Annotated in this window: 27 protein-coding genes and 1 riboswitch; of the genes, 6 read left to right on the top strand and 21 right to left on the bottom strand. The window is 66.7% G+C overall.

Annotated elements, in window-relative coordinates:
- Nucleotides 1-292 precede the first annotated feature (292 nt).
- Nucleotides 293-2,044 (top strand): ABC transporter ATP-binding protein, encoded by a 1,752-nt coding sequence (locus KUW62_RS03630; protein ID WP_224814156.1) that lies wholly within the window; start codon nt 293-295, stop codon nt 2,042-2,044.
- A 42-nt stretch (nt 2,045-2,086) separates the two neighbouring features.
- Here KUW62_RS03630 and KUW62_RS03625 read toward each other — a convergent pair whose 3' ends face one another.
- The 9 genes from KUW62_RS03625 to KUW62_RS03585 all read right to left on the bottom strand — a co-directional run bounded on the left by KUW62_RS03625 (nt 2,087) and on the right by KUW62_RS03585 (nt 9,508).
- On the bottom strand, nt 2,087-2,860 hold the full coding sequence (locus KUW62_RS03625; RefSeq protein ID WP_224814155.1) for a LamB/YcsF family protein: 774 nt from the start codon (nt 2,858-2,860) through the stop codon (nt 2,087-2,089).
- A 1-nt stretch (nt 2,861) separates the two neighbouring features.
- Complete coding sequence (locus tag KUW62_RS03620; protein WP_370632839.1) at nt 2,862-3,887, bottom strand: biotin-dependent carboxyltransferase family protein; 1,026 nt, start codon at nt 3,885-3,887, stop codon at nt 2,862-2,864.
- Nucleotides 3,869-4,612 carry an allophanate hydrolase subunit 1 gene (locus KUW62_RS03615; protein WP_224814154.1) on the bottom strand — a complete coding sequence of 248 codons (744 nt, stop codon included), beginning with the start codon at nt 4,610-4,612 and terminating at the stop codon, nt 3,869-3,871. Before KUW62_RS03615 ends, KUW62_RS03620 begins: the two co-directional genes overlap by 19 nt.
- Before the next feature lie 10 nt (nt 4,613-4,622).
- On the bottom strand, nt 4,623-5,906 hold the full coding sequence (locus KUW62_RS03610; RefSeq protein ID WP_224814153.1) for a TRAP transporter large permease: 1,284 nt from the start codon (nt 5,904-5,906) through the stop codon (nt 4,623-4,625).
- On the bottom strand, nt 5,903-6,451 hold the full coding sequence (locus tag KUW62_RS03605; RefSeq protein ID WP_224814152.1) for a TRAP transporter small permease subunit: 549 nt from the start codon (nt 6,449-6,451) through the stop codon (nt 5,903-5,905). The genes KUW62_RS03610 and KUW62_RS03605 overlap by 4 nt, the downstream gene beginning before the upstream one ends.
- Before the next feature lie 28 nt (nt 6,452-6,479).
- Nucleotides 6,480-7,517, bottom strand: coding sequence for a TRAP transporter substrate-binding protein (locus KUW62_RS03600; protein ID WP_224814151.1), 1,038 nt, complete (start codon nt 7,515-7,517; stop codon nt 6,480-6,482).
- A 21-nt stretch (nt 7,518-7,538) separates the two neighbouring features.
- Complete coding sequence (locus tag KUW62_RS03595) at nt 7,539-8,360, bottom strand: putative hydro-lyase (protein ID WP_224814150.1); 822 nt, start codon at nt 8,358-8,360, stop codon at nt 7,539-7,541.
- 75 nt (nt 8,361-8,435) lie between these two features.
- The gene (locus KUW62_RS03590; RefSeq protein WP_224814149.1) at nt 8,436-9,335 is read right to left on the bottom strand and encodes a LysR family transcriptional regulator; all 900 of its coding nucleotides are present in this window, start codon (nt 9,333-9,335) and stop codon (nt 8,436-8,438) included.
- Nucleotides 9,332-9,508 (bottom strand): hypothetical protein, encoded by a 177-nt coding sequence (locus tag KUW62_RS03585; protein WP_224814148.1) that lies wholly within the window; start codon nt 9,506-9,508, stop codon nt 9,332-9,334. The genes KUW62_RS03590 and KUW62_RS03585 overlap by 4 nt, the downstream gene beginning before the upstream one ends.
- Between KUW62_RS03585 and KUW62_RS03580 the strand changes: the two genes are divergently transcribed.
- The 4 genes from KUW62_RS03580 (at nt 9,507) to KUW62_RS03565 (ending at nt 12,653) form a co-directional block, all read left to right on the top strand.
- The gene (locus KUW62_RS03580) at nt 9,507-10,760 is read left to right on the top strand and encodes a sodium:proton antiporter (protein WP_224814147.1); all 1,254 of its coding nucleotides are present in this window, start codon (nt 9,507-9,509) and stop codon (nt 10,758-10,760) included. The genes KUW62_RS03585 and KUW62_RS03580 overlap by 2 nt on opposite strands.
- A 149-nt stretch (nt 10,761-10,909) precedes the next feature.
- Nucleotides 10,910-11,122, top strand: a riboswitch (cobalamin riboswitch).
- Between the two features lie 36 nt (nt 11,123-11,158).
- Nucleotides 11,159-11,329: a CbtB domain-containing protein gene (locus KUW62_RS03575; protein ID WP_224814146.1), complete on the top strand. Its 171-nt coding sequence runs from the start codon at nt 11,159-11,161 to the stop codon at nt 11,327-11,329.
- 4 nt (nt 11,330-11,333) lie between these two features.
- Nucleotides 11,334-12,035, top strand: coding sequence for a CbtA family protein (locus tag KUW62_RS03570; protein WP_224814145.1), 702 nt, complete (start codon nt 11,334-11,336; stop codon nt 12,033-12,035).
- 60 nt (nt 12,036-12,095) lie between these two features.
- Nucleotides 12,096-12,653 (top strand): hypothetical protein, encoded by a 558-nt coding sequence (locus tag KUW62_RS03565; RefSeq protein WP_224814144.1) that lies wholly within the window; start codon nt 12,096-12,098, stop codon nt 12,651-12,653.
- Here the strand turns inward: KUW62_RS03565 and KUW62_RS03560 are convergent.
- From KUW62_RS03560 to cbiE, 7 genes are read right to left on the bottom strand one after another with little or no spacing between them, the layout of a single operon-like run.
- On the bottom strand, nt 12,637-12,984 hold the full coding sequence (locus KUW62_RS03560) for a DUF1636 family protein (protein WP_224814143.1): 348 nt from the start codon (nt 12,982-12,984) through the stop codon (nt 12,637-12,639). The genes KUW62_RS03565 and KUW62_RS03560 overlap by 17 nt on opposite strands.
- The gene (gene cobF, locus KUW62_RS03555) at nt 12,981-13,715 is read right to left on the bottom strand and encodes a precorrin-6A synthase (deacetylating) (protein WP_224814142.1); all 735 of its coding nucleotides are present in this window, start codon (nt 13,713-13,715) and stop codon (nt 12,981-12,983) included. The genes KUW62_RS03560 and cobF overlap by 4 nt, the downstream gene beginning before the upstream one ends.
- On the bottom strand, nt 13,712-14,437 hold the full coding sequence (cobA, locus tag KUW62_RS03550; protein ID WP_224814141.1) for a uroporphyrinogen-III C-methyltransferase: 726 nt from the start codon (nt 14,435-14,437) through the stop codon (nt 13,712-13,714). The genes cobF and cobA overlap by 4 nt, the downstream gene beginning before the upstream one ends.
- Nucleotides 14,434-15,747 (bottom strand): cobyrinate a,c-diamide synthase, encoded by a 1,314-nt coding sequence (locus KUW62_RS03545; protein WP_224814140.1) that lies wholly within the window; start codon nt 15,745-15,747, stop codon nt 14,434-14,436. Before KUW62_RS03545 ends, cobA begins: the two co-directional genes overlap by 4 nt.
- On the bottom strand, nt 15,740-16,534 hold the full coding sequence (gene cobM / locus KUW62_RS03540; RefSeq protein ID WP_224814139.1) for a precorrin-4 C(11)-methyltransferase: 795 nt from the start codon (nt 16,532-16,534) through the stop codon (nt 15,740-15,742). Before cobM ends, KUW62_RS03545 begins: the two co-directional genes overlap by 8 nt.
- The gene (locus KUW62_RS03535; protein ID WP_224814138.1) at nt 16,531-16,893 is read right to left on the bottom strand and encodes a cobalamin biosynthesis protein; all 363 of its coding nucleotides are present in this window, start codon (nt 16,891-16,893) and stop codon (nt 16,531-16,533) included. The genes cobM and KUW62_RS03535 overlap by 4 nt, the downstream gene beginning before the upstream one ends.
- On the bottom strand, nt 16,890-18,086 hold the full coding sequence (gene cbiE / locus KUW62_RS03530) for a precorrin-6y C5,15-methyltransferase (decarboxylating) subunit CbiE (RefSeq protein ID WP_224814137.1): 1,197 nt from the start codon (nt 18,084-18,086) through the stop codon (nt 16,890-16,892). The genes KUW62_RS03535 and cbiE overlap by 4 nt, the downstream gene beginning before the upstream one ends.
- Between cbiE and KUW62_RS03525 the strand changes: the two genes are divergently transcribed.
- The gene (locus tag KUW62_RS03525) at nt 18,058-18,840 is read left to right on the top strand and encodes a cobalt-precorrin-6A reductase (protein WP_224814136.1); all 783 of its coding nucleotides are present in this window, start codon (nt 18,058-18,060) and stop codon (nt 18,838-18,840) included. The two genes, cbiE and KUW62_RS03525, sit on opposite strands and share 29 nt — an antisense overlap.
- Here KUW62_RS03525 and cobJ read toward each other — a convergent pair.
- Genes cobJ through cobN form a run of 5 tightly spaced genes read right to left on the bottom strand, consistent with a single transcriptional unit; the run spans nt 18,813 to nt 25,318 of the window.
- A complete protein-coding gene (cobJ, locus tag KUW62_RS03520; protein WP_224814135.1) occupies nt 18,813-19,565 on the bottom strand; it encodes a precorrin-3B C(17)-methyltransferase in 753 nt (250 codons plus the stop codon). The genes KUW62_RS03525 and cobJ overlap by 28 nt on opposite strands.
- Nucleotides 19,562-20,290: a precorrin-2 C(20)-methyltransferase gene (locus KUW62_RS03515; RefSeq protein WP_224814134.1), complete on the bottom strand. Its 729-nt coding sequence runs from the start codon at nt 20,288-20,290 to the stop codon at nt 19,562-19,564. The genes cobJ and KUW62_RS03515 overlap by 4 nt, the downstream gene beginning before the upstream one ends.
- Nucleotides 20,287-20,916: a precorrin-8X methylmutase gene (locus KUW62_RS03510; RefSeq protein ID WP_224814133.1), complete on the bottom strand. Its 630-nt coding sequence runs from the start codon at nt 20,914-20,916 to the stop codon at nt 20,287-20,289. Before KUW62_RS03510 ends, KUW62_RS03515 begins: the two co-directional genes overlap by 4 nt.
- Nucleotides 20,913-22,046 (bottom strand): precorrin-3B synthase, encoded by a 1,134-nt coding sequence (cobG, locus tag KUW62_RS03505; protein ID WP_224814132.1) that lies wholly within the window; start codon nt 22,044-22,046, stop codon nt 20,913-20,915. The genes KUW62_RS03510 and cobG overlap by 4 nt, the downstream gene beginning before the upstream one ends.
- Nucleotides 22,043-25,318 (bottom strand): cobaltochelatase subunit CobN, encoded by a 3,276-nt coding sequence (gene cobN, locus KUW62_RS03500; protein ID WP_224814131.1) that lies wholly within the window; start codon nt 25,316-25,318, stop codon nt 22,043-22,045. Before cobN ends, cobG begins: the two co-directional genes overlap by 4 nt.

The raw sequence follows: 25,318 nt of genomic DNA, 5'->3' as shown, positions 1-25,318 counted from the left end.
GGTGTCATCCGCCCGATAGGCGCCGCCCGCGTCTGATATGCGCAAAGACTACAGGCGCATTGTGTTGGGTTTCAACCATTTGCCCCGGTTTGGGCCGAATGAAATCATGATTCCCTGTCTGAACCGGTGTTTCGCGGCGATATTTCGCCCCAAAGCGACGATTCGATGCCGTCCGCCCAAATCTTGAACGTTCCAAATTCTTCGCGTAACCCTTCCGTTCAGGTCAATGACCCCCACCAAGGACGCCGCCCGTGCACCCTTACCGCCCCGCTGCCGATTTGGGTCCCCCCGGATGAGCGCGCTTCCCTCCGGCACCAACGCCACCGGCCTGTTCCGTCGCCTGTGGTCGGAGCATATCAAGCGGTTCTGGCCGGTTCTCGTACTGGCAATCGTGCTCATGACGATCGAAGGCGGCGCAATCGGGGCGTTTGCGTGGCTGGTACAGCCGCTCTTCGATCAGCTCTTCACCTCCTCCTCCATGGACGGGGTGACATGGGTGGCGCTGGCCGTCGGCGGATTGTTTGCGCTCCGCGCCTCCGCGGGCTTTTTCCAGCGCGTTCTCGTGATCGGGGTCGGCCTGCGGGTTGTCACGGCCCTGCAAAACCGGATGGTCCGACACCTTCTGTCGCTGGATCTGGCCTTTTTCCAGGACAATGCGCCCGGTGCCCTGATTGAGCGGGTGCGGGGCGACACGGCCGCTCTTCAGGGCATTGCATCCAGCGTTCTGATGTCGCTGGGGCGCGACTCCATCACATTGCTCTCGCTTCTGGGTGTGATGCTCTACACCGATTGGCGCTGGACGCTAGTGGCGCTTGTGGGGATCCCGGTCCTCGTCCTGCCGCTTCTCTTGGTGCAGAGTTTCATTCGCCGCGTCGCGATCCGCGCGCGGGAAGCTGCCGCGCGCCTCTCCATGCGGCTTGATGAGATGTTTCACGGCATCCAGACCATCAAACTGAACCGGCTGGAGCCATTCGAGACGCGGCGCTTCGCCGATGAGGTTCGGGCCTTCCTCCGGCCGTCCATGCAGACCGAGATCGGCAACGCCTCCAACCCCGCGATGATCGACCTGATCGCGGCCTTCGGCTTTGTCGCCGTGCTTTACGTGGGCGGGCAGGACATCATCGACGAAGAAAAGACACTGGGCGAATTCATGTCCTTCTTCACCGCGCTCGGCCTGCTGTTCGAGCCGCTGCGCCGCCTGTCTTCCATCGCGGGGCAAGTGCAGGCCGCGCGTGCGTCGCTTGAACGGATCTACGCGATATTCGAGACGCGGCCCACGATCCTGCCACCCACCGCGCCCAAACCGATGGCGGGCGGTGACATCACCTTTGACGATGTCACCTTCTCCTACGGTGACGCGCCGGTTTTGCGCGGGCTCAGCTTCACGGCGGCGGCGGGCAAGACCACCGCGCTTGTGGGCGCATCGGGTGCGGGCAAAACCACCGTTTTCGCCGTCCTGACCCGGCTGGTGGAGGCGCAATCGGGCGCGGTCCGCATCGGCCCCCACCGGGTGGAGGAGATCGACATGGCGCAATTGCGCGACACGATCGCCGTGGTCGGGCAGGAAACCGCGCTCTTCGACGACACGATCACTGCCAATATCCGGATGGGTGATCAAGGCGCGGACGACGATGCGCTGCAGGCGGCGGCGCGCGACGCCTCCGTCCTCGATTTCGCGCAAGCCTTGCCGATGGGCCTTGATACCGCCGTCGGGCCACGCGGGTCCGGTCTTTCGGGTGGACAGCGCCAGCGCGTCGCCATCGCCCGTGCGATGCTGAAATCCGCGCCGATCCTATTGCTGGATGAGCCGACATCGGCATTGGATGCAAAATCCGAGAAACTGGTCGGGGCGGCCCTGGATCGCCTGGCTCAGGGGCGCACGACGCTTGTGATCGCCCACAGGCTTTCGACCATTCGCAACGCCGACAAGATCATCGTCATGGAAGCCGGGCGAGCGGTGGAAGAAGGCACCCATGCGGAGCTTTTGGCCCGTTCCGGTGCCTATGCGCGCCTCTACCAGTTGCAGATCAACGACGCGGATTGAGGCGCGAGACGGCCCGCCGCCCACGAATTTCGGCGCGAGGGACTAAAGCGGCGAGCCTTCGAATTGCGCGATCTCCACGCCCGCATCTTCCAGCCCCGCACGCAGCGCCACGGCCAGATCGACCGCCCCTTGCGTGTCGCCGTGCAAGCAGATCGTGTCGATCCGCGTGGGGATGCGCGCCCCGGTTTCCGCGATGATCGCACCGGCCTCCAGCATCGCAAGGATGCGCGCCGCCACCACATCGGCATCGTGCAGGACCGCGCCGGGCAATCGCCGATCCACCAGCGTGCAATCGTCATTATAGGCGCGGTCGGCGAAGATTTCGGACGCCACGCGGCACCCAAGCTTGCGCGCGGCCGCTTCCTGCCGGGTGCCTGCCAGCACCATCACGATGATGTCCGGGTTCACCGACAGCGCGCCCTCATAGCAGGCGGTCGCGAGCGCCTCATCCTCCGCCGCCATATTGGCAAGCGCCCCGTGCAGCTTCAGGTGCCGCACTGCGCCCCCCGCGGCCGCGGCCATGGCCTGCGCCGCGCCCAGTTGGTAGCGCACGAGGTTCGTGGCACTCGAATGGCTGATCTCCATCCGCCGCCGCCCGAACCCCTGCAGGTCCGGCAGACCCGGATGCGCCCCGATCCCCACCTCTCCCGCCACGGCACGTTCCATCGTCGTCGCCATGACGTCGGGATCGCTGGCGTGAAAACCGCAAGCGATATTGGCCGAGGAGATGACGTTCAGCAGCGCCGCGTCCGCGCCCATCGGCCACGGGCCGAACCCCTCGCCCATATCCGCATTCAGATCGACCTGCGCCTGCATCCTAGTCCTCCTCATCCCATCCCGCGGTGACACCGCTGATCAACTGATAGCCCAGAAGATCGTGGATCGCAGCCACATCGCGCACCAAGGGCTGGCATCCCCGGCGCAACCCCGCGCGCGCCTCCGCCGCTTTGCGCTCGGCCGCGACGGCTTCGTCCAGCGTGATGAGCTTGAACCGCAACTCCGCCCCCGGCGCGGCCTGCGCCACACGCGGCAGGTCGCAGGGAAGGACCGACCCGATGCGCGGATAGCCCCCGGTGGTCTGGCAATCGGCCAGCAGCACGAACGGTGTGCCGTCGCCCGTCACCTGAATATCCCCCGGCGTTATCACTTCGGACAGGATCGACAGGCCCGCCTCGCTGAAAAACCCCTCCCCGACGGGGACACAGCGCACGCCCATCCGGTTGCCCCGCGCATCGCGTCGGAATGTCATGGCCTGGAACCGGTCCAGATCACGCGCGAACACATCCGTTTGCAGGGACGGCACCACGCGGATCGTGCCGCCATGGAACCGATCCTCCGGGCTCAGGACCAGCCCGACTTCGCCCGCACGATCGTCGCCCAAGGGGATCTCCGCCCCCGCCACAACCTGCACGCCAAGGCCCGCATTGGCGTGCGCCGCGCGGCTCGCCAATTCACGCTCCGTCGCGACGCCGCCACCCACATGAAGATAGCCGTAGACGCCCGAGGTCGCCACGCCGATGGCAAGCTGCGCTCCGGCAGCGACAAGGTGGCTGGCATTCCAGGCCAACGCCTCCCCGTCCAGCGTGGCACGCATCTTTGCCCCGGTCAGGGCGATGCGGATGTCCCCCGTCGCCTCGAACGTGGCGCCCATGCCCGCCATCTCAATCGCCGCCAGGTCGGGCGCCTGGCCCAAAAGCGCCGGGCCCTCCGCCATGGCCAACCGGTCCGCCGCTCCGCCCCGCGACAGGCCGAATGCAAGGAAACCGGGGCGGCCCAAATCCTGCACGGTCACACCCGGCCCGGCCTTGTGGACGATCAGCGCGCTCATGGCAATCTGGTCCATGTCGCGCCGCCATCCGGGCCGCTGGCGCGCAGGTTGTCGAACGCATCGGCCCCAACCGGATCGAACAGAACCTCATCGCCGGGTCGCGGAACGAAGGGCGCGTCGTCATCTTTGCGGAACAGCTGGAAGGCCGTCTGGCCCACCTGCCGCCATCCCGTCGGAGCGGAGACGGAGAACAGGACGATTTGCCGGATCGCAACCGTTACCGCCCCGACGGGAACCTGCTTCGTCAACTCGGTCTGGCGCGGAATGTCCCAGGCCTCGGGCAACGGGCCGAGATAGGGTTGGCCCGGCGCGAAACCAATGGTCTGCACCCGGACCCGTGTGGTGGAGATCTCCGCCAATGCGGCCTCGGGGCTGAGGCCCGCCATCGCGGCGGCTTCCTCAAGCTGTGGCGCATAATCGCCTTCGTAAACCGTCGGAATCCGCCACAGCTTGCGCCCCTCCGGCAACTCCGCGTCGGTCCAATCCCTGTCGCCCAACACCGCTTCCACCCGCGCGCGCAGATCGGCGAAATCAACCGCCAGCGGATCGAAGCGCACATAGGTGGACACAAGCGATGTCGAGGTCTCCTCCACGCCGTCCCAACCCTCGCGCTCCAGCGCCTGCCGAAACGCCAGTGCCGCGCGGTTGGCAGGTTCGGACAGGGCGTCCGCGAAGCTCACCAGCAATCCATCCACGCCCACATTGCGGATGCGGGGGTACGTATGTCGGCCATCTTGCATCGGCTTCGGTCTAGTCGATCGTTTCGGGCAAGTAGAGCGCAATCTGCGGGAATGCGATCAGCAGCGCGACCATGCCAAGCATGACCAGCACGAAGGGAATCACCCCCAGCATCACGTCGCCCATGCGCCCCGTTTTGCGCGCGCCCTGCACGACGTAGAGGTTCAGACCCACCGGCGGCGTAATCAACGCCATCTCGATCAGGACGATCATCAGGATGCCGAACCAGATCGGGTCATATCCCTGTGCCACGACCAACGGCACGATGATCGGGATCGTCACCACCATCAGCGACAATGTCTCGATGAAGAACCCCAGCACGATATAGATGCCGACGACGACGAGGATCAGGCCGAAGGGCGTCAGGTTCATGCTGTCCAGCAATCCTTCCAGCGCACCACCCAGATTGGCGGAGGCGAGCGTGAAATTCAGGAACGATGCGCCAATGACGACAAGCATGATCATCGACGTGATCTTGATCGTACCCAGAAGGCTTTCATGCAGCACGCTCAGGTTCATCGTCCCGAAGACCGCCCCTATCAGAAGCGCGCCGAAGACGCCGACCGATGCGGCCTCCGTCGGCGTGGCCCATCCCTTGTAGATGGACCCGATGATAACGGTGAAAAGCAAGATGATCGGCACAAGCGCCAGAAGCGCGCGCATCATCTGGACGAATGGGAACATCCGCCGCTCACCGCCCAGATCGGGGCGCAGCAAGCAGATGATGGCGACGATCACCATGAACCCCAGCGCCAGGCCAAGGCCCGGCAGCAACCCGGCAAGGAACAGCTTCGGGATCGAGGATTGCGTCAGGAAACCATAGACGATCAGGTTGATCGACGGCGGGATCATGATACCCAGCGTGCCGCCCGCCGCGATCGCCCCGGAAAAGAGCTTGGGGTCATATCCCAGCCGCTCCGCCTGCGGCATGGCGACCGTCGCAACCGTGGCCGCCGTGGCCACTGAGGATCCGGAGGTGGCGGAAAACATAGTGGCCGTCGCCACGTTGGCGTGAACCAACCCGCCGGGAAGCCAACTGACCCAACGGTCCAGGGCCGCATAGGTGCGCGCCGCAACGCCGGAGCGCACCAGGACCTCCCCCAGGAGCACGAAGAACGGGATCGCGATCAGCGTCGCGTTGTTCGACGTGGACCAAACAAGGTTGCCAAGCCCGCGGATCAGGGGAAAGGGGCTGAAGAAGGCGTCGATACCGAAGCCCAGAAGGAACAGCACGATGCCGACGGGGATGGACAGCGCAAGCAAGACCAGAAGGCCCATCGTGGTGGAGGAGATCATTCCAACGCCTCCGCTTCCGCACGGATGCCGATCGCGTCCTGCACGGCCCCGTGATTGCCCTTGAGAACCAACAATGCCGCCGCAACGAAGGTCAGCCAGGCGACGATCGCGAACCAGACCCAGCCCACCATCCACGGCACCTGCACCCAGGCCAGCGGCGTTTCCAACGGCGTGTTGGCGCGCGAGGCGTTGTTCAGCGACCGTTCCAGCACGGGCCAGCATTTCACCGCGATCAGCGTCACGGTGCCCGACAGAACCGCCATGGAGAAGAGATCGAACAGCGACCGGCCCACCTGTCCAGTGCGGTTGCGGATCAGGTCGATGCGCACGTGGCCCAGTTCCATGAGCGCATATCCCATGCCCCAGGACGTGGCGATGGCCATGGCATAGCCGCTGATTTCATCCGTTCCCCCGAAGGAGGCCCCCATCTGCCGCAGCACGATGTCGATCAGGACAAATGCCGCGCAGAGCAGCAGGCCAAGGCCCACCAACCCGGCCACGGCCTTGTTCACCTGTTTCAACATATTCAACATCGTCTCGGCCATGGATGGGGACCTCCTGAGGGTATGCGGATCAGTCGAGCGGGATGGTCACGCCGACCGTGGCACCGACACTGTCGTTCCAGCGCGCGGCCCATTCATCGCCCGCACGCTCCGCCCATTCCGGCAGGACCGTCTCGACCAGAACCGCGCGGGCCCGCTCGAAATCGGCATCGGAAACCTCGACCAGCACCATGTCCCGCGCCTCTCCCGCCGGGCAGTCGCCATTGCCGGTGAGGCACGCAATGTCGTTGACAAGCGCGTCCTGCGCACTGGCCCAGGCGCTGGCTTCGAATTCCGACGCGATGGTGGAGGTGATGAGCTCCTGGGTTTCCGCCGACAGGGAATTCCACCGATCCAGGTTCATTGCCGTCACAACACTGTCCCAGCCGCCCAAGGGGATCGGCAGCAGGTGCGTGGACACTTCCCACCACCCCGCCGAATAGCCGGAACCTGCGCCCGTCACGGCACAATCGACGACGCCGTTCTGCAACGCGCCCGGCACCTCGCCGAAGGACACGTTCACGCCTTCCGCCCCCAGCGCCTCAAGGAACTGCGCCGTCATCCGGCCAGAGGCGCGGATTTGCAGACCTTCCAGATCGGCAAGGCTCGTGACCTCGGCATTGCAGAAGACGACTTGCGGTGGATAGGGCGCGATGGCCAACACGTGGGAGTTGAAGCGGTCGGCATAGATATCGGCCACCATCGGGCGCGCCGCATCGACCATCGCCAGCGCCTCATCCGCCGTCAGGGCCACCAGGGGCACGTCAAGGCCTTCCAGCTCCGGCGCATCGGCAACCGCGTAATCGGCCACCGTCATCGCCACATCGTAGACGCCGTCACCCAGCAGGCGGAACACATCCCCCACACCGAGATTCATCTGGTTATGGGTGGTCAGGGATACATTGATGTCCCCGCCCGAGGCTTCGGGCAGCGTCTCGGTCCAATACGGCGCCTCATATTCATTGTGCAGCGGCAGGCTGGACCAGCTTCCGACGACCGAAAGATCCTCGGCCAATGCGGGACCGGCTAAAGCGGTGGTCGCGGCAAGAAGGGCAATCGTGCGTTTCATGGGTGTTCTCCTTGTTGAGTCTTATGGATTGTCGTGGCGCAGAATGGGGATCTCCGCATCCTCCGGCACGTCGGTGATGAGCATGTGACCGGGTTTGTGGGTAATGCAGATCGGCGGGGCTGCGGCCTCGATCGCCGCTTGCGGGGTCACGCCACAGGCCCAGAAGACCGGCACCTGCCCGTCGCCCACCGGGGCCGGATCGCCCCAATCGGGGCGGGTGATGTCGGTGATCCCGATCTCCGCCGGGTCGCCCGCGTGGACGGGCGATCCATGGGCCAGCGGGAAATGGCGCGAGACCTCGATGGCCGTCTCCACCTTGTCCGCATCCATGGCGCGCATCGACACCACCATGGGGGAGCGGAATGCCCCCGCCGCGACGCAGTGCCGGTTGGACCGGTACATCGGCACGGTCGTATCATTATCCACATGCCACAGCGGAATGCCCGCCCGCTGAAGGGCATGCTCGAACGTGAACGAACACCCCAGGGCAAACGTCACCAGATCGTCGCGCCAGAGGTCGTTGAGGTCCGTGGCGGCGCCCTCCAGCCTGCCGTCGCGATAAATGTTGTAGGCCGGTACATCGGTTCGGATGTCGATGTCGCGCCCCAGGGTCGGCAGCATCGGATCGCCCGTCTCCGACACGCCGACGAGGGGACAGGGCTTCGGATTCCTCTGGCAAAACCGCATGAAGTCGAGCGCGTGGCTCTCCGGCAGGATCACGATATTGGTTTGAAGGAACCCCCGGCCCAGCCCCGCCGTGTGGGAGCGGTAGCCGCCTGTCCGGATCGCCGCGCGGACATGGGCCAGGTCGGCCTGTTTCAATCTGTCGAATACGTCGCTCACGCCGATCCCCCGGTTCGGCGTCAGGCTGGCGCGCCACGGCTATAAGATCAAATCGAAAAAATCTGCCTCATATGATTACACATTTCTATCACCCATGTATTGCTCGGCCACCTTCCGGGCGGTCTGCGCCGCCGTTTCAACCAGATGCGAGCCCGGGTCGCCAAGGTAGGACGCGGTGAAGCGCAGCGGCGCGGGGCGCCAGCCGGGATCGAATTCCCGTATGTCTCCCGTCGCCACATGGGCCGCCCCCAGTGCCCGCGGCAAGGCCGCCACCCCAAGGCGCGCCGCCACCAGCCGGAAACAGGCCGAGAGGGAGGAGCATGGGAACAGCTGAACGCCCGGACCGACGCGGGCAAAAAGCTGCTCCTTCAATTCGCGATAGGGCCGCGTGTTGCGGGCATAGGTCAGCACGGGCTGGTCGAAATACCCGGTGCCGTCCTTGTGCACCGGCGCATCGGCAGCCACGTACCACGCCAGATCGAATCCCGGCAGGTCCACGTTGTCGATGGAATAGTCCGAGATCGGGCCCAACAGGACAGCCAGGTCGATTTCCCGCCCCATCAGGCCCTCCCGCAGGTTGGAGGAGATATCGACATTGAACTCGATCTGGAGCCGGGGATAAAGCTTGTGCAACTCCGATATGAGGTCGGGCAACCAGCATTGCGCCACCGTCTCCGACACGCCCAGGCGCAGCCGCCCGTCGATGCCGCTGGGGTCGATGACATCCTTGGCGACAAGCTGTGAAAGCTGCTCGAACTGGGCGGCGTATTCCAGCAACATCTCGCCCCGCTTGGTCAGCGTCATGCCGCCCGGGCCGCGGTCGAACAGGTCACATCCCAGCGTCTGCTCCAGATTTCGGATGCGCGTGGTCACGGCCGGTTGGGTCAGGTTCAACGCCACGGACGCCTTGCGCACACCGCCTTGGCGAACCACGGCAAGGAAGGTTCTGATCTGTTCGAGGTTCAACCGTGTCATACCGGGCCTTCCGACGCATCCGCCCCACTATCGCAGCGCGCCCGGCCCTTGCCCATAATCATCTGCGCTACCGGGGCGAGGGAGCGGGCGGCAGACGCCCCGATCATGCGGAATTGACTGTCCTTCCGGCCCGTCACCGCCCTAGTCTCCGGCAAAGGGAAGGGGACATCCATGGGCTACCTCATCATCGCGATGTTTCTGATGGCGTTCTGCATGGTCGCGAACCGTCTGTCGCGCACCATCCTGACCGCGCCCATGGTTTTTCTAGGCTTCGGCCTTTTGGTGGCGCAACTCGGCATGGTCCCCGAAGCGGGATCGGAGGCCGCACTTCATATCGTGGCGGAGGTTGCACTGATTGTGCTCCTGTTCCTCGACGCGGCGCAAATCGACCAACGCGCGCTTCTCCGCCGCCGGGTCTGGCCGGTGCGGATGCTGGCCATCGGATTGCCCCTGGGCTTTCTTCTGGGAACGGCGCTTGGCCTGATCCTGCTGCCCGGATGGCCCCTTGCCGTCGTGGCGCTGGTGGCCGCCATCCTCGTGCCGACCGACGCCGCCCTGGGTCAGGCCGTCGTGACCAATCCCGACATCCCCGAACGCCCCCGCCGCGCGCTGACCGTGGAAAGCGGGCTCAATGACGGGTTGGCCCTGCCACTTGTTTTGATGATGGCCGCCGTCGCCGCGCCCGCCGCTGATGCGCCCGCCACCGGGTGGGCGCTTTTCGCGCTTGGGCAGATCGTTCTTGGCCCCTTGGTGGGGTTCGCCGTGGGGTGGGTCGGCGGCAAGGTCCTGCTCTGGGCCAAGCGCACCGCCGCAACTGCCGCCGTGTTCGAGGGGATCGGCGCGCTTGCACTGGCCGCGACCGCCTACCTTGCCGCGACTCAGGTCGGCGGCAACGGGTTCATTTCCGCTTTCGCTGCGGGCCTTGGCTTCGGCGCGGTGGTGCGCGGCCAATGCGCCTTCGTCTACGAATTCACGGAGAGCGAGGGGCAGCTTCTCTCCTGGACCGCCTTCTTCCTTCTGGGCGCGGTGCTGATGCCGGACGCGCTGGCGCACCTGAGCTGGGCAAATCTTGCGCTGATCCTGGGAAGCCTCCTTTTGGTCCGCCCGCTCGCGATCTGGATCTCGCTTCTCGGCACCGACGCGGCGCCCGCCACGCGCGTCTTCTTTGGCTGGTTCGGGCCACGCGGGCTGGCCACGGCCCTGTTCGCGCTGCTCGTGGTGGATCAACTGGACCACGACATCGCCGAAGACGTGCTCCATATCGCCATCAACGCCGTCTGGATTTCGGCCTTGCTTCACGGGGTTACGGCCCTGCCGGGGGCGAAGTGGTATGCGGGGCGGATGGCCAAAGCCTCCCCCGACGATGCCGAGATGCAGGCCGATCCCCCCTCCTCGCCCGCATTCCCGGGGAACCCACCGGTCTGATGCGGGCGCATCCTGTCTCGCCCGGTCCGCCGGGCATTTGCGACACCTGCCTTGCCGTCGCCGACACCGGCCCGGGACCTCGCCGGGAAAACCGTTGAATGCACGGCGGCATCCGTCGCATTCCATTGACACCCCGCGCGTCCCTCTGTCATGGATACCTTACATTTGGTTCTTGGGTGACACGCGCACCCCGGAGGAGACAGGGAATGCAGTGCGGAGCAGACGAGACGCTCCAATTCTGTGGCTGCCCCCGCAACTGTAAGCGGTGATCAAGGCTGACGACGCCACTGGAGCGATCTGGGAAGGCAAGCCTGAGAGACGACCCGCAAGCCAGGAGACCTGCCAGATGTATGTGCAATCGCCGTCGGGTGTGACGGCAAAAAACGGAGCGACGTGATATGACGACGACGACACATTCAGCCCCCAAGACCGGTGTTCGGATCGGGGCCGCCTTTGCCGTGGCATTGATGGGCCTGACCTTGATGGTCGTGACCGGCCATGTTCAGGCCGCCACCTTGCATGACGCCGCCCATGACGTGCGTCACGCCACCGGCTTCCCCTGCCACTAAGCCAATGTTCACAAGATTATTGACCAGCGCGTTGTTCGCTGGGGCCGCCGCAGGGCTGATTGCCGCCCTGTTGCAGCTGTATTTCGTGCAGCCCGTTCTGCTTCATGCCGAATTGTATGAAAGCGGAGAGCTGGTCCATTTCGGCGCATCCTCGACCGTATCGGCGGTTCAGGACCTGGGCGGTTTCGATCCTGTCCGCGATATTCTCAGCGTCATCTTCTCCATGCTGATCTATACCGGATACGCACTGATCATGGTCGCATTGATGTCGGTGGCCGAGGCACAGGGCGCATCGATCACGGCGCGCACCGGCCTGATCTGGGGAATTGCGGGATTTGTCGCCTTCCACTTCGCGCCCGGCTTCTCGCTCGCGCCGGAAGTTCCCGGTGTGGCCGCTGCCGATGTCGGCGCCCGGCAGATCTGGTGGTTCGCTACCGTGGGCGCAACCGGGATTGCCCTGTGGCTTCTGGCCTTCGGGAAAAGCTGGCTCTTCCATGGCTTGGCCATTGCCCTGCTTCTTGCACCGCACGTCATCGGCGCGCCGGAGCCTGAGATCTTCACCGGCCCTGTCCCGACGGAGATCGGGGCCCTGTTCGCGGCGCGCGCTTTCGGCGTCGGCATGGCGGCCTGGATGATCTTGGGCGGTCTTGCGGGGTATTTCTGGACCCGGTTGGCCGAAGACAGCGCGCAGGCGCAATCGGCCTGACCCGAACGCCTTCTGCCGGGCGCTTTACGCGCCCGGCCTTTGCTTTCAGGGGCGATACAGATGAAAACCGGATTACCTCTCTTGGTCATCGGCTTGGTCTTTGGTGGCGGCATCGGCTTCACGATTGCGGCGGCCAACGGCATCGCGCTGGAAGGCCACGATCATTCCGACCCCGCCCACCACGCGGGCGGACACGTGTCCCACGGCATGTCCCTGCCCGAAGGCATCAACCCCGAGGATGTCTGCACCTCTGTCCTGCCTGATGGGGATGTGTCGGGGCACGACCACGACACGCTTCTGGTCCTGGACGACGCCGCGGACGCACCCACACTGGCCGTGGAATTGGTCGCCGATCCAGGCGGCGGGTGGAACCTGCGGATCACAACAGACAATTTCACCTTTTCCCCGGAAAACGTGAGCCTTGGCCATGTCCCCGGCGAAGGCCACGCCCACGTTTACGTCAATGGCGTCAAGCTCGGACGGTTCTACGGGCCTTGGGTGCATCTGGGCGATCTGGCATCGGGTGACGTGGTGGAGGTGACGCTGAACGCGAACGATCACCGAACCCTTGCCGTGGGCGACGCCGCCCTGTCGGCCAGCGTCACGATCCCGGATTGAGCGCGGGCACCCGCCCCTTCAGGCAATGGCGCAACCGCCCGCAGGGCCGCGCATCCTCGATCCAGCCGTCGGGGCTGTGCAGATAGGCGCGCACCGTGGCGACGATGTCCTGACGATCCGCCAACGGGTCTACGCCGCTGAAGAAATACGTCGCCCGGCCCGGCCCCTGTATCGACAAGCTGACGGGTTCCGAACAGGCATTCATGCAGGCCTGCGCCACGACCGCCGCATCCAGCCCCTCCACCCGCAACGCGGTTGCAAGGGAGCGCCGCGTTTCCGCCGCCGCGTCCGGCGCGCAAGTGGAACACAGCCGAAGGATCGCCGCGCTCATGTCAGGCCCTCGGGGCGCAACAGATAAGTATCCATGATCCAGCCATGCGCCTCCCGCGCCGCCTGCCGCGTCTCGATGATGCGTGGTCCCGCCTCGGCCAACGGGCCGTGGTCAAGCACCTGCTCCTCCATCCCCAGAAACGCGCCCCACCAAATCAGCAGATCGTCCCGACGCAGGGTCTGGAAACTGCATTCCCCGTCGAGCATCACCACCACGCTCTCCGCCCCTTCGGGCCAGCCTTGGTCCCGCAAGCGCCGCCCGGTCGTGACCGTAACCGCACCCGCCAAGGTATTGAACGGGATCGCGTGGGCCGCGGTCAGGGCCTGCAACGCCGTGATGCCGGGAAAGACCTTGATCCGCGGCCTGGGCGACAGGCGCGCGGCGATGCGCAGCGTGCTGTCGTAGAGCGATGGATCGCCCCAGACCAGAAGCGCGACCGGGCCGTCACCGTCAATTGCCGCGCTCCACCGCGTGGCGATCTCGTCATGCCATTTCTCCACGCGCTCCACGTAAGGCAGGGCCGGGTCGCGCACGGGATAGTCGAAGTCCACGATCCGGGCCGTCGATCCAGCCGCCGCAATGATCCGGTGCCGGACCTCCGCAAGGTCGTCTTTCCCCGACCCCTTGCGCGGCAAAAGGATGAGGGCCGCGTCGCGCAGCGCCGCCTGCGCTTCCAATGTCACGTGGCCGGGGCTGCCCGTGCCGATCCCGATCAGCCACAGATCTTTCATCCATCGGACTCCGCCAAGGGGCCGTAAAGGATCAACGCCGGGGCGGAGCCGATCTCTGCCCCCAGCCGTTCGACAAGCCCCGCCACATCGGTGCGGAGCAGCGCCTGTTCCGGCGTGCTGACCCCCTCGGCGAGCAGCGCGGGCGTGTCGCCCGGAAGGCCCCGCTCCATCAACGCGGCGGCCAGTTTCGGGAACGTGCGCTTGCCCATGAAGACGACGGTGGACGCCGTGGGATCGGCCAGTGCGTCCAGCGAAATGTCGCTTGGCAATTCACCCGAGGCATCGTGTCCGGTCACAAATTGCACCCGCCGCGCGGTCAGCCGCCGGGTGAGCGGGATGCCCGCCGCCGCCGCCGCCGCGATGGCGCTTGGAACGCCGGGAATGATCTCGTAGGGGATGCCCGCCTCCCGCAACGCCACCAATTCCTCCTCCAGCCGTCCGAACAATCCGCTATCGCCGGATTTCAGGCGCACCACGCGGCCACCCTGGCGCGCGTAATCCACCAGCAACCGGCTGACATGGCGCTGTTGGGGAGAGGGACGCCCGGCCCTTTTGCCGACGCCGACCAAGTCCGCCCCGCTGCGCGCATGGGACAGGATGGGACCGGAGGACAGGTCGTCGAACAGAACCGCATCGGCGCGCTTCAGGCGATCCACCGCCTTCAGCGTCAGAAGCTCCGGATCGCCCGGGCCGGAGCCGACGAAACTGACAAACCCGCTCATGGTGCCTCCGCCGTTATCAGGTGAAAGAACGTGCCGGTGACATTGCCCTTGCGCGATCCTGTCTCGGGCACCGAATTGCCGTCCGCGTCAAAGACCTGCGCCAGGGGCGCGTCGGGTTCATCGAGGATCGTGGAATAGTGAAACTCATGCCCACGCAGGGCCGCGCCCGCCCCATGGCCCGGCATCGCGTCCTGCAAGATGGCCCGACGATACCCGAGGTGAAATTTCCGTTTCTCGTAGCTCGTCACAAGGCCCAGTAGCCCCGCCATCGCGTGCCGCGTCCCCTCCTTGTCGATCAACGCCTCCCCCAGCGCCATGTACCCGCCGCATTCGCCATGGACGGGCCGGGTCTGTGCGTGTTTGCGCAGACCCTTGCGGAAGGTCTCAGCAGCGGCCAAGCGCCCCGCGTGCAGTTCAGGGTAGCCGCCCGGCAGCCACACCAGGTCCGCCGCCGCATCGGGGGCTTCATCGGCCAGGGGAGAAAACGGCACGATCTCCGCCCCCGCCGCGCGCCAGCCGTCCAGCAGATGCGGATAGGTGAAGGAAAACGCGGCGTCCCGGGCCAGCGCGATCCGTTGCGCCGGTGGCTTGGGTAAACCTTTCGCCCCCTCCATCACGCCGCCCGCCGCCGCCGCGCGGATCACATCCAGATCCACATGATCGCGCAGGAACGCGGCATAGCCCGCCACGGCGGCTTCCAAATCGGGATGTTCCACCGCCTGGATCAGGCCCAGATGACGCTCAGGCAGGGTCAGGTCACCACGCCGGGGCAAAGCCCCCAGAACGCGTATGCCTGCCCGGTCCATGCCAAGGCGGGTCAGGCGTTCGTGGCGCGGGCTGGCGACACGGTTCAAGATCACGCCCGCAAACGGCACCTCCGGGTCATAGTCGCGGAACCCCATCGCGGTGGCCGCCGCCGATTGCGCCTGCCCGCCCACGTCGATCACGAGGATCACCGGCCAACCCATCTTCTTCGCGGTTTCGGCCGAACTGCCGAAGCCCACCTGTCCCAGCGTCGCCACCCCGTCGAACAGCCCCATGGAACCTTCGGCCACGCAGATATCCGCGCCCTCGGCCTTGTGCGCGATCCCCGACAGCATGTCCGCCCCCATCGCCCATGTGTCGAAATTGTAGGATGCCCGGCGCGCGGCGGCGAAATGGAAGGCCGGGTCGATGTAATCCGGCCCCGATTTGAACGGCTGCACGCGCAGGCCTTCGTCCGACAGCGCGCGGAGCAGCCCCAGCATCACCGTCGTCTTTCCCGTCCCCGATGCGGGCGCGGAGATCATCAGCCCACGGGTCTCAATCATCGCCATGCCTCCATTCCGACCACGGGCTTTCTGCCGTCTGGGGCCGGTAGCGTCGGTCGTAATCCGTTGAATAAAGGCAGCTTTCCGCGAAGCCCTCCGCCGCCAAGGCCGGTCCCACAAGGATCAGGGCCGTCCGCGCAATCTCCGGCGGCAACGCCTCGGCCAATGTGTCGAGCGTCGCGCGAAAGATCCGCTCGTCGGGCCACGACGCGCGGTAGACGATGCAGACCGGACAATCCCCGCCATAGGCCGGGCGCAGGTCCGCCACGACGGCCTCCACGTTCTGGATCGACAGGTGGATGGCCAGCGTCGCGCCGGTGGCAGCGAAATTGGCCAGCGTCTCGCGTTCCGGCATCGACGACGCGCGCCCCGGCGTCCGGGTCAGCACAACCGACTGCGCCACGCCGGGCAGAGTCAGTTCCGCTCCGAGGGTCGCGGCGGCGGCGGCGAAGGACGGCACACCGGGGGTGACGGTGTAGGGGATACCCAATGCGCGCAGGCGGCGGATCTGCTCCCCCATGGCGGACCAGACCGACAAATCGCCGGAATGCAGCCGCGCCACGTCCTTGCCGCCCGCGTGGGCCGCTGCCATCCGGTCGATGATCGCGTCCAGATCGAGCGGCGCGGTGTTCACGATCTCCGCCCCCTCCGGGCAATGGGACAGGATCGCCTCGGGCACCAGCGACCCGGCATAAAGGCACACGGGGCAGGACGCGATCAGGTCGCGGCCCCGCAAGGTCAACAGGTCCGGCGCACCCGGCCCCGCCCCGATGAAATGCACGCTCATCTCGTCCCACCCTCCGCCAAGGCGCAGGTGGCGGTTCTGTCACCGGAGATCACGCGTGGACCCAGCAGCCGTGCCCCCGGCCCCGCCGCGGCCAGCGCGCAGGCCTCCGCCACTGATCCCGTGCCATGGGCCGAGCGCGCGGCGTCGGATTGGGTCAGCGTCACTTGCGCCTGAGCTTCGGCAGCCGGGATCGCAACCGATGGTCGTCCGATCGCCGCGGCGAAGGTCGTAAACACCGCGCTCTCCGCCTTGGGCTCCAGCGTGGCCACACGTTCGGGCGTCGGACCGGCCAGTGCCATCACCTCCAGCAGGCTGTCCAACCGCGCCTGCCCGTTGAACCCGAACCCCGCCACGATCATAGGACCACACTCCATTGCACCACCGGATACGACGCCTTCCATCCGCGTTTCGATCCCATGGGGATCATGTTGGCCATCTCGATCCGTACCAGATCCCCGCCCAATTCCGCCTGTGCTTCGGCCAGAAGGGCCTCACTCTCCAACGTGACCGCATTGGCCACAAGCCGTGTGCCCGCAGCAAGCCGCGCCTTCAGGTCATCCAGCAACGCCCTATCCAATCCGCCGCCGACAAAGACCGCGTCCGGGCGGTCGAGCCCATCCAGCGCATCGGCCAAGTCCTCCTCAACCACCGCCAGATCGAGCCCGAACGCCGCCGCATTCGCCCGGATCAAGGCCACGCGGTCCGCCCGCACTTCCACACAGGTCGCGCGACAGGTCGGATGCGCCAGATTCCATTCCACCGCGACAGTCCCCGATCCAGCGCCGAGGTCCCACAGATGCTCCCCCGGGCTCGGGGCCAGCGCCGACAGGGTCAGCGCCCGGACCGCGCGTTTGGTCATCACGCCGTCACTCTCGAACAGATCATCGGGCAGCCCTGACGCGCGCGGCAAGGCCGGTCCGTTGCCCGCGCAATCCAGCGCCACGCAAACCGGATGATCGAACGCGCCACTTCGCGCCTGCGCCACCGAAACGCGCGTCACGTCCTCTCGCGGCCCGCCCATCGCCGCGCAGACATGCAGGGTGCTGTCGCCGAACCCCACCTCGTTGAGATAATCCGCCAGCGCCGCCGCGGCCGCCCCGTCCCGCAGCAAAACAATCGCGCGCGCGCCGGGGGCGAGGTATCGACGCAAGCGGGACAGCGGGGCCGCGTGTAGCCCAAGGCAGATCGTGTCTTCCAATGGCCAACCCAGATAGCTCGCCACCAGCGAAAACGTCGACGCGCCGGGCAAGGCCCGCCACTCCCCCGGCTCCAGCGCGCGGGCAATCGCGCGGCCCGCGCCGAACCAGAACGGATCGCCGGAGGCCAGGACCGCAACCTGTCGCCCGCGCAATCCAATCAATGTCGCGATCCCGTCGGCAAACGGCACCGGCCATTCGATCACCTCCGCCGTGACTTCACCCACCAACACCAGGTGCCGGGGCGGGCCCATCACGACCTCCGCCTGCGTCAGCGCCTCCCGGCTTGCGGGCGGCAGGCCATCCAGTCCATCTTCGCCCAACCCGATGATCGTCACCCACGGAGCGTCAGCCATCACACCGAACCTCCTGATCCTGGGCGGCACGACCGAGGCGACGGCGCTTTGCCGTGCTCTCGCCGACACGGGCCTGACCGGCACGGTATCCTTCGCGGGCCGCGTGGACCGCCCGGTGCGGCAGCCCCTGCCCCAGCGGGTCGGCGGCTTCGGCGGGGTGCAGGGCCTTGCGGACTACCTGAAAGCCAAGAAGATCACGCATCTGATCGACGCCACCCACCCTTTCGCCAGCCAGATGAGCCGGAATGCGGTGGAGGCCGCGCTGCTGACCGACACGCCCCTGATCGCGTTGACCCGCGCGCCGTGGGCGGCGCAAGACGGGGACAACTGGCGCCATGTGCCGGATATCGCCGCTGCCGTGGCGGCGCTCGACCGCCCCGCCTGCAATGTCTTGCTTGCCGTGGGCCGGATGCATCTGGATGATTTCGCACCCAATCCGCAGCATCACTACCTTCTGCGCCTTGTCGATCCGCCGAAAACGCCGCCGCCCTTCCCCCGCCACGACGTCATCGTGGATCGTGGACCGTTCCGCGAAGACAGTGACCGCGAATTGATGGAGGCGCACGAGATCGACCTGGTCGTGTCCAAGAATTCCGGCGGGACCGGCGCTTACGCCAAGATCGCCGCCGCCCGCGCGCTTGGCCTTCCGGTCGTCATGATCGACCGACCCGCCCTTCCCGACCGGCGAGAGGCCTTCGACGTGGCCGAGGTGATGGACTGGCTCTCTCATCCCGGCACCGAGCGCGGCGTGTAAACGAACGGCGCGCCGTCGCGGTCGATGATCCGGGTGCGCGACGACCCGATCAGGACCATGGTGCGCATATCGGCCATCTCGGGCGTGGCTTGCGTCAGCGGCACCACCCGGATCGCCTCGTCGGGGGTGGAGACCGCGCGCGCGAAAATCATCGGCCGGTCATCGCCGCACGCCTCCCGCAAGACCTCCAACACCCGCGCGAAGCCTTCGGGCCGCGCCTTGGAGCGGGGATTGTAGAAACCCATGGCGAAATCCGCCTCCGCCGCCAGTCGCAGACGTTTTTCTATAAGAACCCAGGGCTTGAGATTGTCGCTGAGGTTGATGGCGCAGAAATCGTGACCCAGGGGCGCGCCGACCCGGGCAGAGGCGGCCAGCATCGCCGTGATCCCCGGCAACACGTCGATCTGCAAATCCCGCCACTCGCGCAGCCCGCCCTCCACCGCTTCGAAGACGGCGGACGCCATCGCGAAGACCCCCGGATCGCCGGAGGAGACGACGACGACGCGCTTGCCATCCGACGCCATGCGCAAAGCGTCCTGCGCGCGGTCCAGCTCCACGCGGTTGTCGGAGGCATGTTTGATCAGCCCCGCCCGGTCCGGGACCCGCGCGACGTAGGGAATGTAGCCTACGATATCCGTGGCCTCGGCTAGCGCCGCTGTGACCTCGGGCGTGACAAGCGCCTCCGCCCCCGGCCCCAGACCCGCGATGACGACCCGCCCGCTCATGGTCGGCGTCCCTGCCCGTGGACCACGACGATGGAGAAGTAGGGCGCGACCCGGCCCTCGGCTTCGGCCAAGCGCATCACCGATTGCTCCGGCATGGCGGCATTCTCGATCAGCCACGCCTGCTTGTACTTGCCCGCCGCCTTCAGCGCCCGGCGCACCTTGTCCAGCGTCCGGCCCAGTTTCATCACCACCAGCGCGTCGGCGCAGCCCATCTGCCGCGTCAGCTCTTCTTCGGTATGGGTGCCGGTCAGCACGCTCAGGACGTCATCGCCCCAAGTGATCGGCGCGCCCGTGGCCGTCCACGCCGCCGACATGCCGGTGATCCCCGGCACAACCTCCACCGGCACCACGTCCTTGAGCCGCGTGTATAGATGCATGAAGGAGCCATAGAAGAACGGATCGCCCTCGCAGAGCACTACCACGTCCTCCCCCGCCCGCGCGCATTCCAACACCCGCGCCGTGCTGTCTTCGTAGAAGCCCGACAGGATTTCGTTGTAACGCGGGTCGCTGAGCGGGATTTCCGTGGTGACGGGATATTCCATCGCCACTTCCGCCGCCTCCGCGTGCAACATCCCGTCCACCAATCGCCGTGCCTGACCATAGCGCCCGGCCTTGCGAAAGAAGGCGACGTGCCTTGCGCCGCGCACCAGCCGGTCGGCCTTCACGCTCATCAGCTCCGGATCGCCGGGGCCGAGGCCGACGCCGTAGACGGTGCCGACGCTCATTCCGCGCGGCTCGCGATGGCGTTGATTGCAGCGACCGTGATCGCGCTGCCGCCCAGACGGCCCTGCACGATGACGCTTGGCACGGGTTGGTCGGCCCAGAGCGCGTCTTTCGATTCCACGGCCCCGACGAACCCCACGGGGCAGCCGATGATCGCGGCGGGGCGCGGGCAATTCGGATCTTCCAGCATGTTGAGCAGATGAAATAGCGCCGTGGGTGCATTGCCGATGGCCACCAGCGCGCCATCCAGATGCGGGCGCCACAATTCCAGCGCCGCCGCGGACCGCGTCGTGCCCATCTTCTTCGCCATCTCCGGCACGCCGTCGGCGCGCAAGGTGCAGATCACCTCGTTTTGCGCGGGCAGGCGGAACCGCGTCACGCCCTCGCTGACCATATGGGCATCGCACAGGATCGGCGCGCCGGCCTCCAGCGCACCGCGCGCGGCGGGCACGAAACCGGGGGAGAAGTGGACATGCCGCTCCAGCCCGACCATGCCGGCGGCATGGATCATGCGCACGGCCACTTGTTCCTCATCGGCGTCGAATCGGGCCAAGTCGGCCTCTGCCCTTATCGTGGCGAAGCTCTGCTTGTAGATGGCCGCGCCATCGGTCTCGTAGGTATAGGTCATATCGTTCGGAGCCGCGCTTTCGTCTCAGTCGGGGCGAGACCCCGGATCAGCGGTTCATCCCACGCGCATCCCTTGCGAACAAGGTCGAACGCGCCGTTTCGCCCCACAAGCGCGACGTCGGCGGGCGCGGGCCGCGCGCAGCCCTTCGAACAGCCCGAAATGTGGAGCGTGCCGGGCGCATCCGGCGCAAGTGCGCGGGCCAAGGCGCGGGTTTCCACGCTGGCCGACGGGCAATAGGGCGCGCCGGGGCAGGCATCGACGCGGAGAAGAGGATCGTCGGCGCGGCTGAGGAAAGCGGGATGGTCGGGCATTGTTCGGGTGACAAGCAGCAGCATCCGCCACGGCGTGACGCGCAGGCCTGTCGCGCCGCTCCCCTCCATCAGCCCCCGCAAATCCACGGCGTGACATCGCCCGAGCGGGACGCCAAGCAGCGTTCCGTGATCGCCCATTCCGGGCTGCGCAGGCGCGGCTTTCGGGGCGGGCTCCGTCGCCGTCCAGTCCGCAGGCGGCGTATGCAATGCCACGACCCGCGCCATGCGCCGCGCATCCGGCGTGATGCGATCCGCGAACCAACGGACGACCTCGATCAACGCCTCCGACGCCCGGTCCTCCGCAATGGCCCATCCCCGGTCCTTACCGTCGAGGCGCAGGATCAGACCGCCCTCCGCGCCGCGCTCAAACCGGATATCCGCCGCATCGTCTGCCAGAACCCGCGCCGCACCAGTATCGACGCCGTATCCCACCTTCGCGGGCAGTTCCGGCAGGCGAGGCAGGGCCTCCGTCAATGCCTCGACAAGCCGGCAAGACAGATCACCCGGCGCGCGAAACGGCGTGACGAGGATGTTGCGGCGCATCTCCATCGCCGGATCGTCGTCCAGCAGGTCAAGGCCCGCAAGACCGTCCAGCAGCGCCCGGTGGTCGGCCTCCGCCACGCCGCGCACCTGCACATTCGCCCGGCGCGTCACGTCGATCATGCCGGAGCCATAGCGCTCCGCCAGATCACACAGACCCAGCACCTGATCGGCACGCATTTCCCCCGCGAAGGGCCGCACGCGGACCACCAACCCGTCGCCCGATTCCATCGGGCGGTACGCACCCGGACACCACCCCTTGATGCGGGGCGCGCTCATTCCGCGACCTGCAAATCCGCCAGCACGGAATTTCGCCGGGTGTTCCAGAGGCCCGCCTCATAGAGCGCCGCGAACCGTGCGCGCATCGCGTCAAGCGCCTGCGGGTTCTCCGCCGCAAGAAAGGCCGTCACGTCCGCGTCGCCCAAGGTCGCCGCGTGGTAGGCGTCGAACAGATGCGGGGCCACGACACCGGCGAGATGCGCGAAGGCCGCCATGTGTTCGAGCGTCGCCGCAATCTCCGCCCCGCCGCGAAACCCGTGGCGGCGCATCCCGGCGATCCAGTCGGGATTGGCGGCGCGGGCCTGCACGACGCGGGCGATCTCCTCCCTCAATCCACGCGCCTGCGGCTTGATGGGGTCGGTATTGTCGAGGTGATAGAGCGTGGCCCGCCCCCCCACGACCTTTTGCGCGGCGGCGAACCCGGCCTCGTGCGTCGCGTAGTCCGATGCCAGAAGCAGATCGGTTTCCGGCAGGTCCTGAAGGTGGACGAAGCTGTCCGCCCCGGCGACGCGGGCGCGGATGCCGGCCTCGTCCTTCGTGATCGCCTCCCCGTCAACGGCCCAGGCGCTGGCATTCAGCCACGCCTCGCCGGCCGCATGGCGCGCGGCGTCGGAATAGTCGCCCAACATCGCCCCCATGCCGAGCCCGAAGCTGCCCGGCGCGGGGCCATAGACGCGGGCCAGGTCGTCGCGGCCCACATAGGGGTTCCAATCGGGCGCCTCATCCCTTGCCGCCAGCGCGCGGATCGCTTGGCCAAACAGGGCCGACAGCGTCGGGAAGACATCCCGGAACAGGCCCGAAACCCGCAGGGTCACGTCGATGCGCGGGTGATCCAGCTCGGCAATCGGCAGTACTTCGGTTCCCGACACCCGTTCGGAGCCTTCGTCCCAAACCGGCCGCACCCCCAGAAGGGCCAAAGCCATGGCGAATTCTTCGCCCGCCGTGCGCATCGTGGCCGATCCCCAGAGGTCGACGATCAGGCCCTTGGGATAATCGCCCTCATCCTGCAAATGACGGCGCACCAATTCGGCGGCCAATACTTGACCTTGCGCGAAAGCGGCCCGCGACGGCACGCTGCGCGGGTCGGTGGTGAAAAGGTTCCGCCCCGTCGGCAACACGTCCATCCGCCCGCGATAGGGGGAGCCGGAGGGGCCAGCGGCGATACGCTTGCCATTCAGGGCGTCCAGCAGCGCCTGCCGTTCGGAGGTGGCCGACGGCACGCTGTCAAAGGCGTCCTGCCCGATCTCGGGCCGTCCCCAGATATGCAGGCCGTCGCCGAACTGGCTGTCCTTCACGTCGCAGACAAACCGGTCGATGCGGGTGATCGCCTCAGCCGAACATGCGGCAGTGTCGAGGCCCAGATCCTGCTCCACCCCAAGGCTCTGCGCCTCCGCCCGAATGTCGTCCTGCAATCGGTCGCGGCGTTTGGGGTCAAGGCCATCGGCGTTGGAAAACTCGTCCAGCAGCGCCTCCAGACGCACCAATCGCAGCGGCGTGTGAGACGCTTTCATCGGCGGCGGGACATGGCCAAGCGTCACCGCCCCGATCCGCCGCTTGGCCTGCGCGGCCTCGCCGGGGTCGTTCACGATGAAGGGGTAAATGACAGGCAGATCGCCGGTCAGTACGTCAGGCCAGCACGTTCCCGACAGGGCCACCGCTTTGCCCGGCAGCCATTCCAGCGTTCCGTGCGCGCCGATATGGATCAGGGCGTCGGCGTTTTCCTGCATCCAGAGGTAGAAGGCGACGTAGCCGTGGCGCGGGACGCGGGCCAGATCGTGATACTCGTCGTCCCGCAGTTGGGGACTGCCCCGTTCGGGCTGGAGCGCGACCCAGGTCGATCCGCGCTTCAGGATCGGCAGGGCAATCCCCTCCTCCGTCGCGTCCGCGTCGTCCTCCGCCTTGCCCCACGCGGCGGCAAGCGCGTCCTTCATCTCTCGCGGCAAGCGGCTGAGCGCGGATTTGTATGCCGCCATCGGCCAGACCAGCCGCGCGCCCTGCAAATCTTCCCCTGTAACCGTACCCGTTGCGTCATGCCCGGTCTCCGCCAGATCGCTCAAGATCGCATCCGCCGAGGCGATGGCATCCAGACCCACCGCGTGGGCAAGGTTCCAGTCCTGCCCCGGATAGGTCGATAGAACCAAGGCCAGCCGTTTTTCCTTGGGCGCGGAGGTCCCCAGCCTGTGCCACGCGGCGACCCGGCGGGCGACGGCCGCCACCCGGTCCCGTTCCGCCCTATGCACGAAGCGCGCGAATTGCAGATCGTCGTCGCGCGGCTGCGGCTCCTTGAACGACGCGACCCCCGCGAAAATGCGCCCGTCGACCTCCGGCAGGACCACATGCATGGCCAGATCGGCGGGCGACAGGCCCCGCTCCGCCTCTGCCCAAGCCTCGCGTGTGGAGGTGGCCAAAGCCACCTGGAACACCGGCACGTCACCTGCATCCAAAGGCGAAACCCCCGCGCTGCCCTTGCCGGAGAAGGAGGTGGCGTTGACGATGGAAGCAGGCGCCAGATGCGCGACCTGCCGTGTCATCCATTCCGCCGCACCGGGTGCTTTCAGGGACGGCGCGAAGAGGCCCATTACCTCGAACCCCTGTGCGCGGAGTGCATCGAACAGGGCGGAAATCGGGGCGAGGTCGGCGGCGACGAGAAACGAGCGATAGAAGGTCACGAGGATCAGTGGTTTCTCCCCCGATCCGGCCAGAACCGGGCAGCATACCCCGTCCTCCGGCGTCCAGCCGCCCACCTGCGGCAGGCCCTTGGCCCCCGCAACCGGCCCGGCATAGAGGCCCGAGGCGAGCGCCATCTGCTGCAGCGCCGCCTGCGCCGCGACCGCCCCGCCCGCATCGCACAGATGTTGCAACCGGCGAAGGGTCGAGACTGGAAGTGTGGACATCTCGTCGAGCCGCTGATCTTCGCGTCCATCGGCGGGCAGCACGGCCAGCGCGATCCCCTTCGCGCGTGCCAGAGCCTCGATCTGCTGCAAGCCATAGGGCCAATAGGGCACACCGCCGATCAGGCGGATCAGGATGCCCTTAGCGCCCTGAAGCGTCTGTTCCACATAGGTATCGACCGACAGCGGATGTTTGAGGCCCACGATATTGGCCAACCGCAAGGACGGCAGCGCGCCGTTCGCCCTGTGCCACCCCGCCGCAAAAGCCCCGAGGTCGGAATCCGACAGCGACAACACCACAAGATCGGCCGGCGTCTGCGCCAGATCCTGCGGCGTTTCAGTATCGTCTAGACCGTGACTTTCGCGGAAGATGACGTGCAT

Origin of the sequence: Hasllibacter sp. MH4015, assembly GCF_020177575.1 — a bacterium.
In the GTDB taxonomy this organism is placed as follows: domain Bacteria; phylum Pseudomonadota; class Alphaproteobacteria; order Rhodobacterales; family Rhodobacteraceae; genus Gymnodinialimonas.
This window is presented reverse-complemented; position numbering and strand designations above follow the sequence as displayed.

Excerpts from the sequence above, each read along its gene's own strand:
- KUW62_RS03630 (WP_224814156.1), top strand. The coding sequence starts at position 293 with ATGAGCGCGCTTCCCTCCGGCACCAACGCCACCGGCCTGTTCCGTCGC.
- KUW62_RS03510 (WP_224814133.1), bottom strand. The coding sequence starts at position 20,916 with ATGACCTATACCTACGAGACCGATGGCGCGGCCATCTACAAGCAGAGC.
- KUW62_RS03590 (WP_224814149.1), bottom strand. The coding sequence starts at position 9,335 with ATGACACGGTTGAACCTCGAACAGATCAGAACCTTCCTTGCCGTGGTT.
- cobA (WP_224814141.1), bottom strand. The coding sequence starts at position 14,437 with ATGAGCGGGTTTGTCAGTTTCGTCGGCTCCGGCCCGGGCGATCCGGAG.
- cbiE (WP_224814137.1), bottom strand. The coding sequence starts at position 18,086 with ATGGCTGACGCTCCGTGGGTGACGATCATCGGGTTGGGCGAAGATGGA.
- KUW62_RS03600 (WP_224814151.1), bottom strand. The coding sequence starts at position 7,517 with ATGAAACGCACGATTGCCCTTCTTGCCGCGACCACCGCTTTAGCCGGT.
- KUW62_RS03570 (WP_224814145.1), top strand. The coding sequence starts at position 11,334 with ATGTTCACAAGATTATTGACCAGCGCGTTGTTCGCTGGGGCCGCCGCA.
- KUW62_RS03585 (WP_224814148.1), bottom strand. The coding sequence starts at position 9,508 with ATGGATGTCCCCTTCCCTTTGCCGGAGACTAGGGCGGTGACGGGCCGG.
- KUW62_RS03515 (WP_224814134.1), bottom strand. The coding sequence starts at position 20,290 with ATGAGCGTCGGCACCGTCTACGGCGTCGGCCTCGGCCCCGGCGATCCG.
- KUW62_RS03525 (WP_224814136.1), top strand. The coding sequence starts at position 18,058 with ATGATCGTCACCCACGGAGCGTCAGCCATCACACCGAACCTCCTGATC.
- KUW62_RS03535 (WP_224814138.1), bottom strand. The coding sequence starts at position 16,893 with ATGATCGTGGCGGGGTTCGGGTTCAACGGGCAGGCGCGGTTGGACAGC.
- cobF (WP_224814142.1), bottom strand. The coding sequence starts at position 13,715 with ATGAAAGATCTGTGGCTGATCGGGATCGGCACGGGCAGCCCCGGCCAC.
- KUW62_RS03545 (WP_224814140.1), bottom strand. The coding sequence starts at position 15,747 with ATGATTGAGACCCGTGGGCTGATGATCTCCGCGCCCGCATCGGGGACG.
- KUW62_RS03560 (WP_224814143.1), bottom strand. The coding sequence starts at position 12,984 with ATGAGCGCGGCGATCCTTCGGCTGTGTTCCACTTGCGCGCCGGACGCG.
- cobN (WP_224814131.1), bottom strand. The coding sequence starts at position 25,318 with ATGCACGTCATCTTCCGCGAAAGTCACGGTCTAGACGATACTGAAACG.
- KUW62_RS03575 (WP_224814146.1), top strand. The coding sequence starts at position 11,159 with ATGACGACGACGACACATTCAGCCCCCAAGACCGGTGTTCGGATCGGG.
- cobJ (WP_224814135.1), bottom strand. The coding sequence starts at position 19,565 with ATGAGCGGGCGGGTCGTCATCGCGGGTCTGGGGCCGGGGGCGGAGGCG.
- cobM (WP_224814139.1), bottom strand. The coding sequence starts at position 16,534 with ATGAGCGTGCATTTCATCGGGGCGGGGCCGGGTGCGCCGGACCTGTTG.
- KUW62_RS03620 (WP_370632839.1), bottom strand. The coding sequence starts at position 3,887 with ATGGACCAGATTGCCATGAGCGCGCTGATCGTCCACAAGGCCGGGCCG.
- KUW62_RS03580 (WP_224814147.1), top strand. The coding sequence starts at position 9,507 with ATGGGCTACCTCATCATCGCGATGTTTCTGATGGCGTTCTGCATGGTC.
- KUW62_RS03610 (WP_224814153.1), bottom strand. The coding sequence starts at position 5,906 with ATGATCTCCTCCACCACGATGGGCCTTCTGGTCTTGCTTGCGCTGTCC.
- cobG (WP_224814132.1), bottom strand. The coding sequence starts at position 22,046 with ATGAGCGCGCCCCGCATCAAGGGGTGGTGTCCGGGTGCGTACCGCCCG.
- KUW62_RS03565 (WP_224814144.1), top strand. The coding sequence starts at position 12,096 with ATGAAAACCGGATTACCTCTCTTGGTCATCGGCTTGGTCTTTGGTGGC.
- KUW62_RS03625 (WP_224814155.1), bottom strand. The coding sequence starts at position 2,860 with ATGCAGGCGCAGGTCGATCTGAATGCGGATATGGGCGAGGGGTTCGGC.
- KUW62_RS03615 (WP_224814154.1), bottom strand. The coding sequence starts at position 4,612 with ATGCAAGATGGCCGACATACGTACCCCCGCATCCGCAATGTGGGCGTG.
- KUW62_RS03605 (WP_224814152.1), bottom strand. The coding sequence starts at position 6,451 with ATGGCCGAGACGATGTTGAATATGTTGAAACAGGTGAACAAGGCCGTG.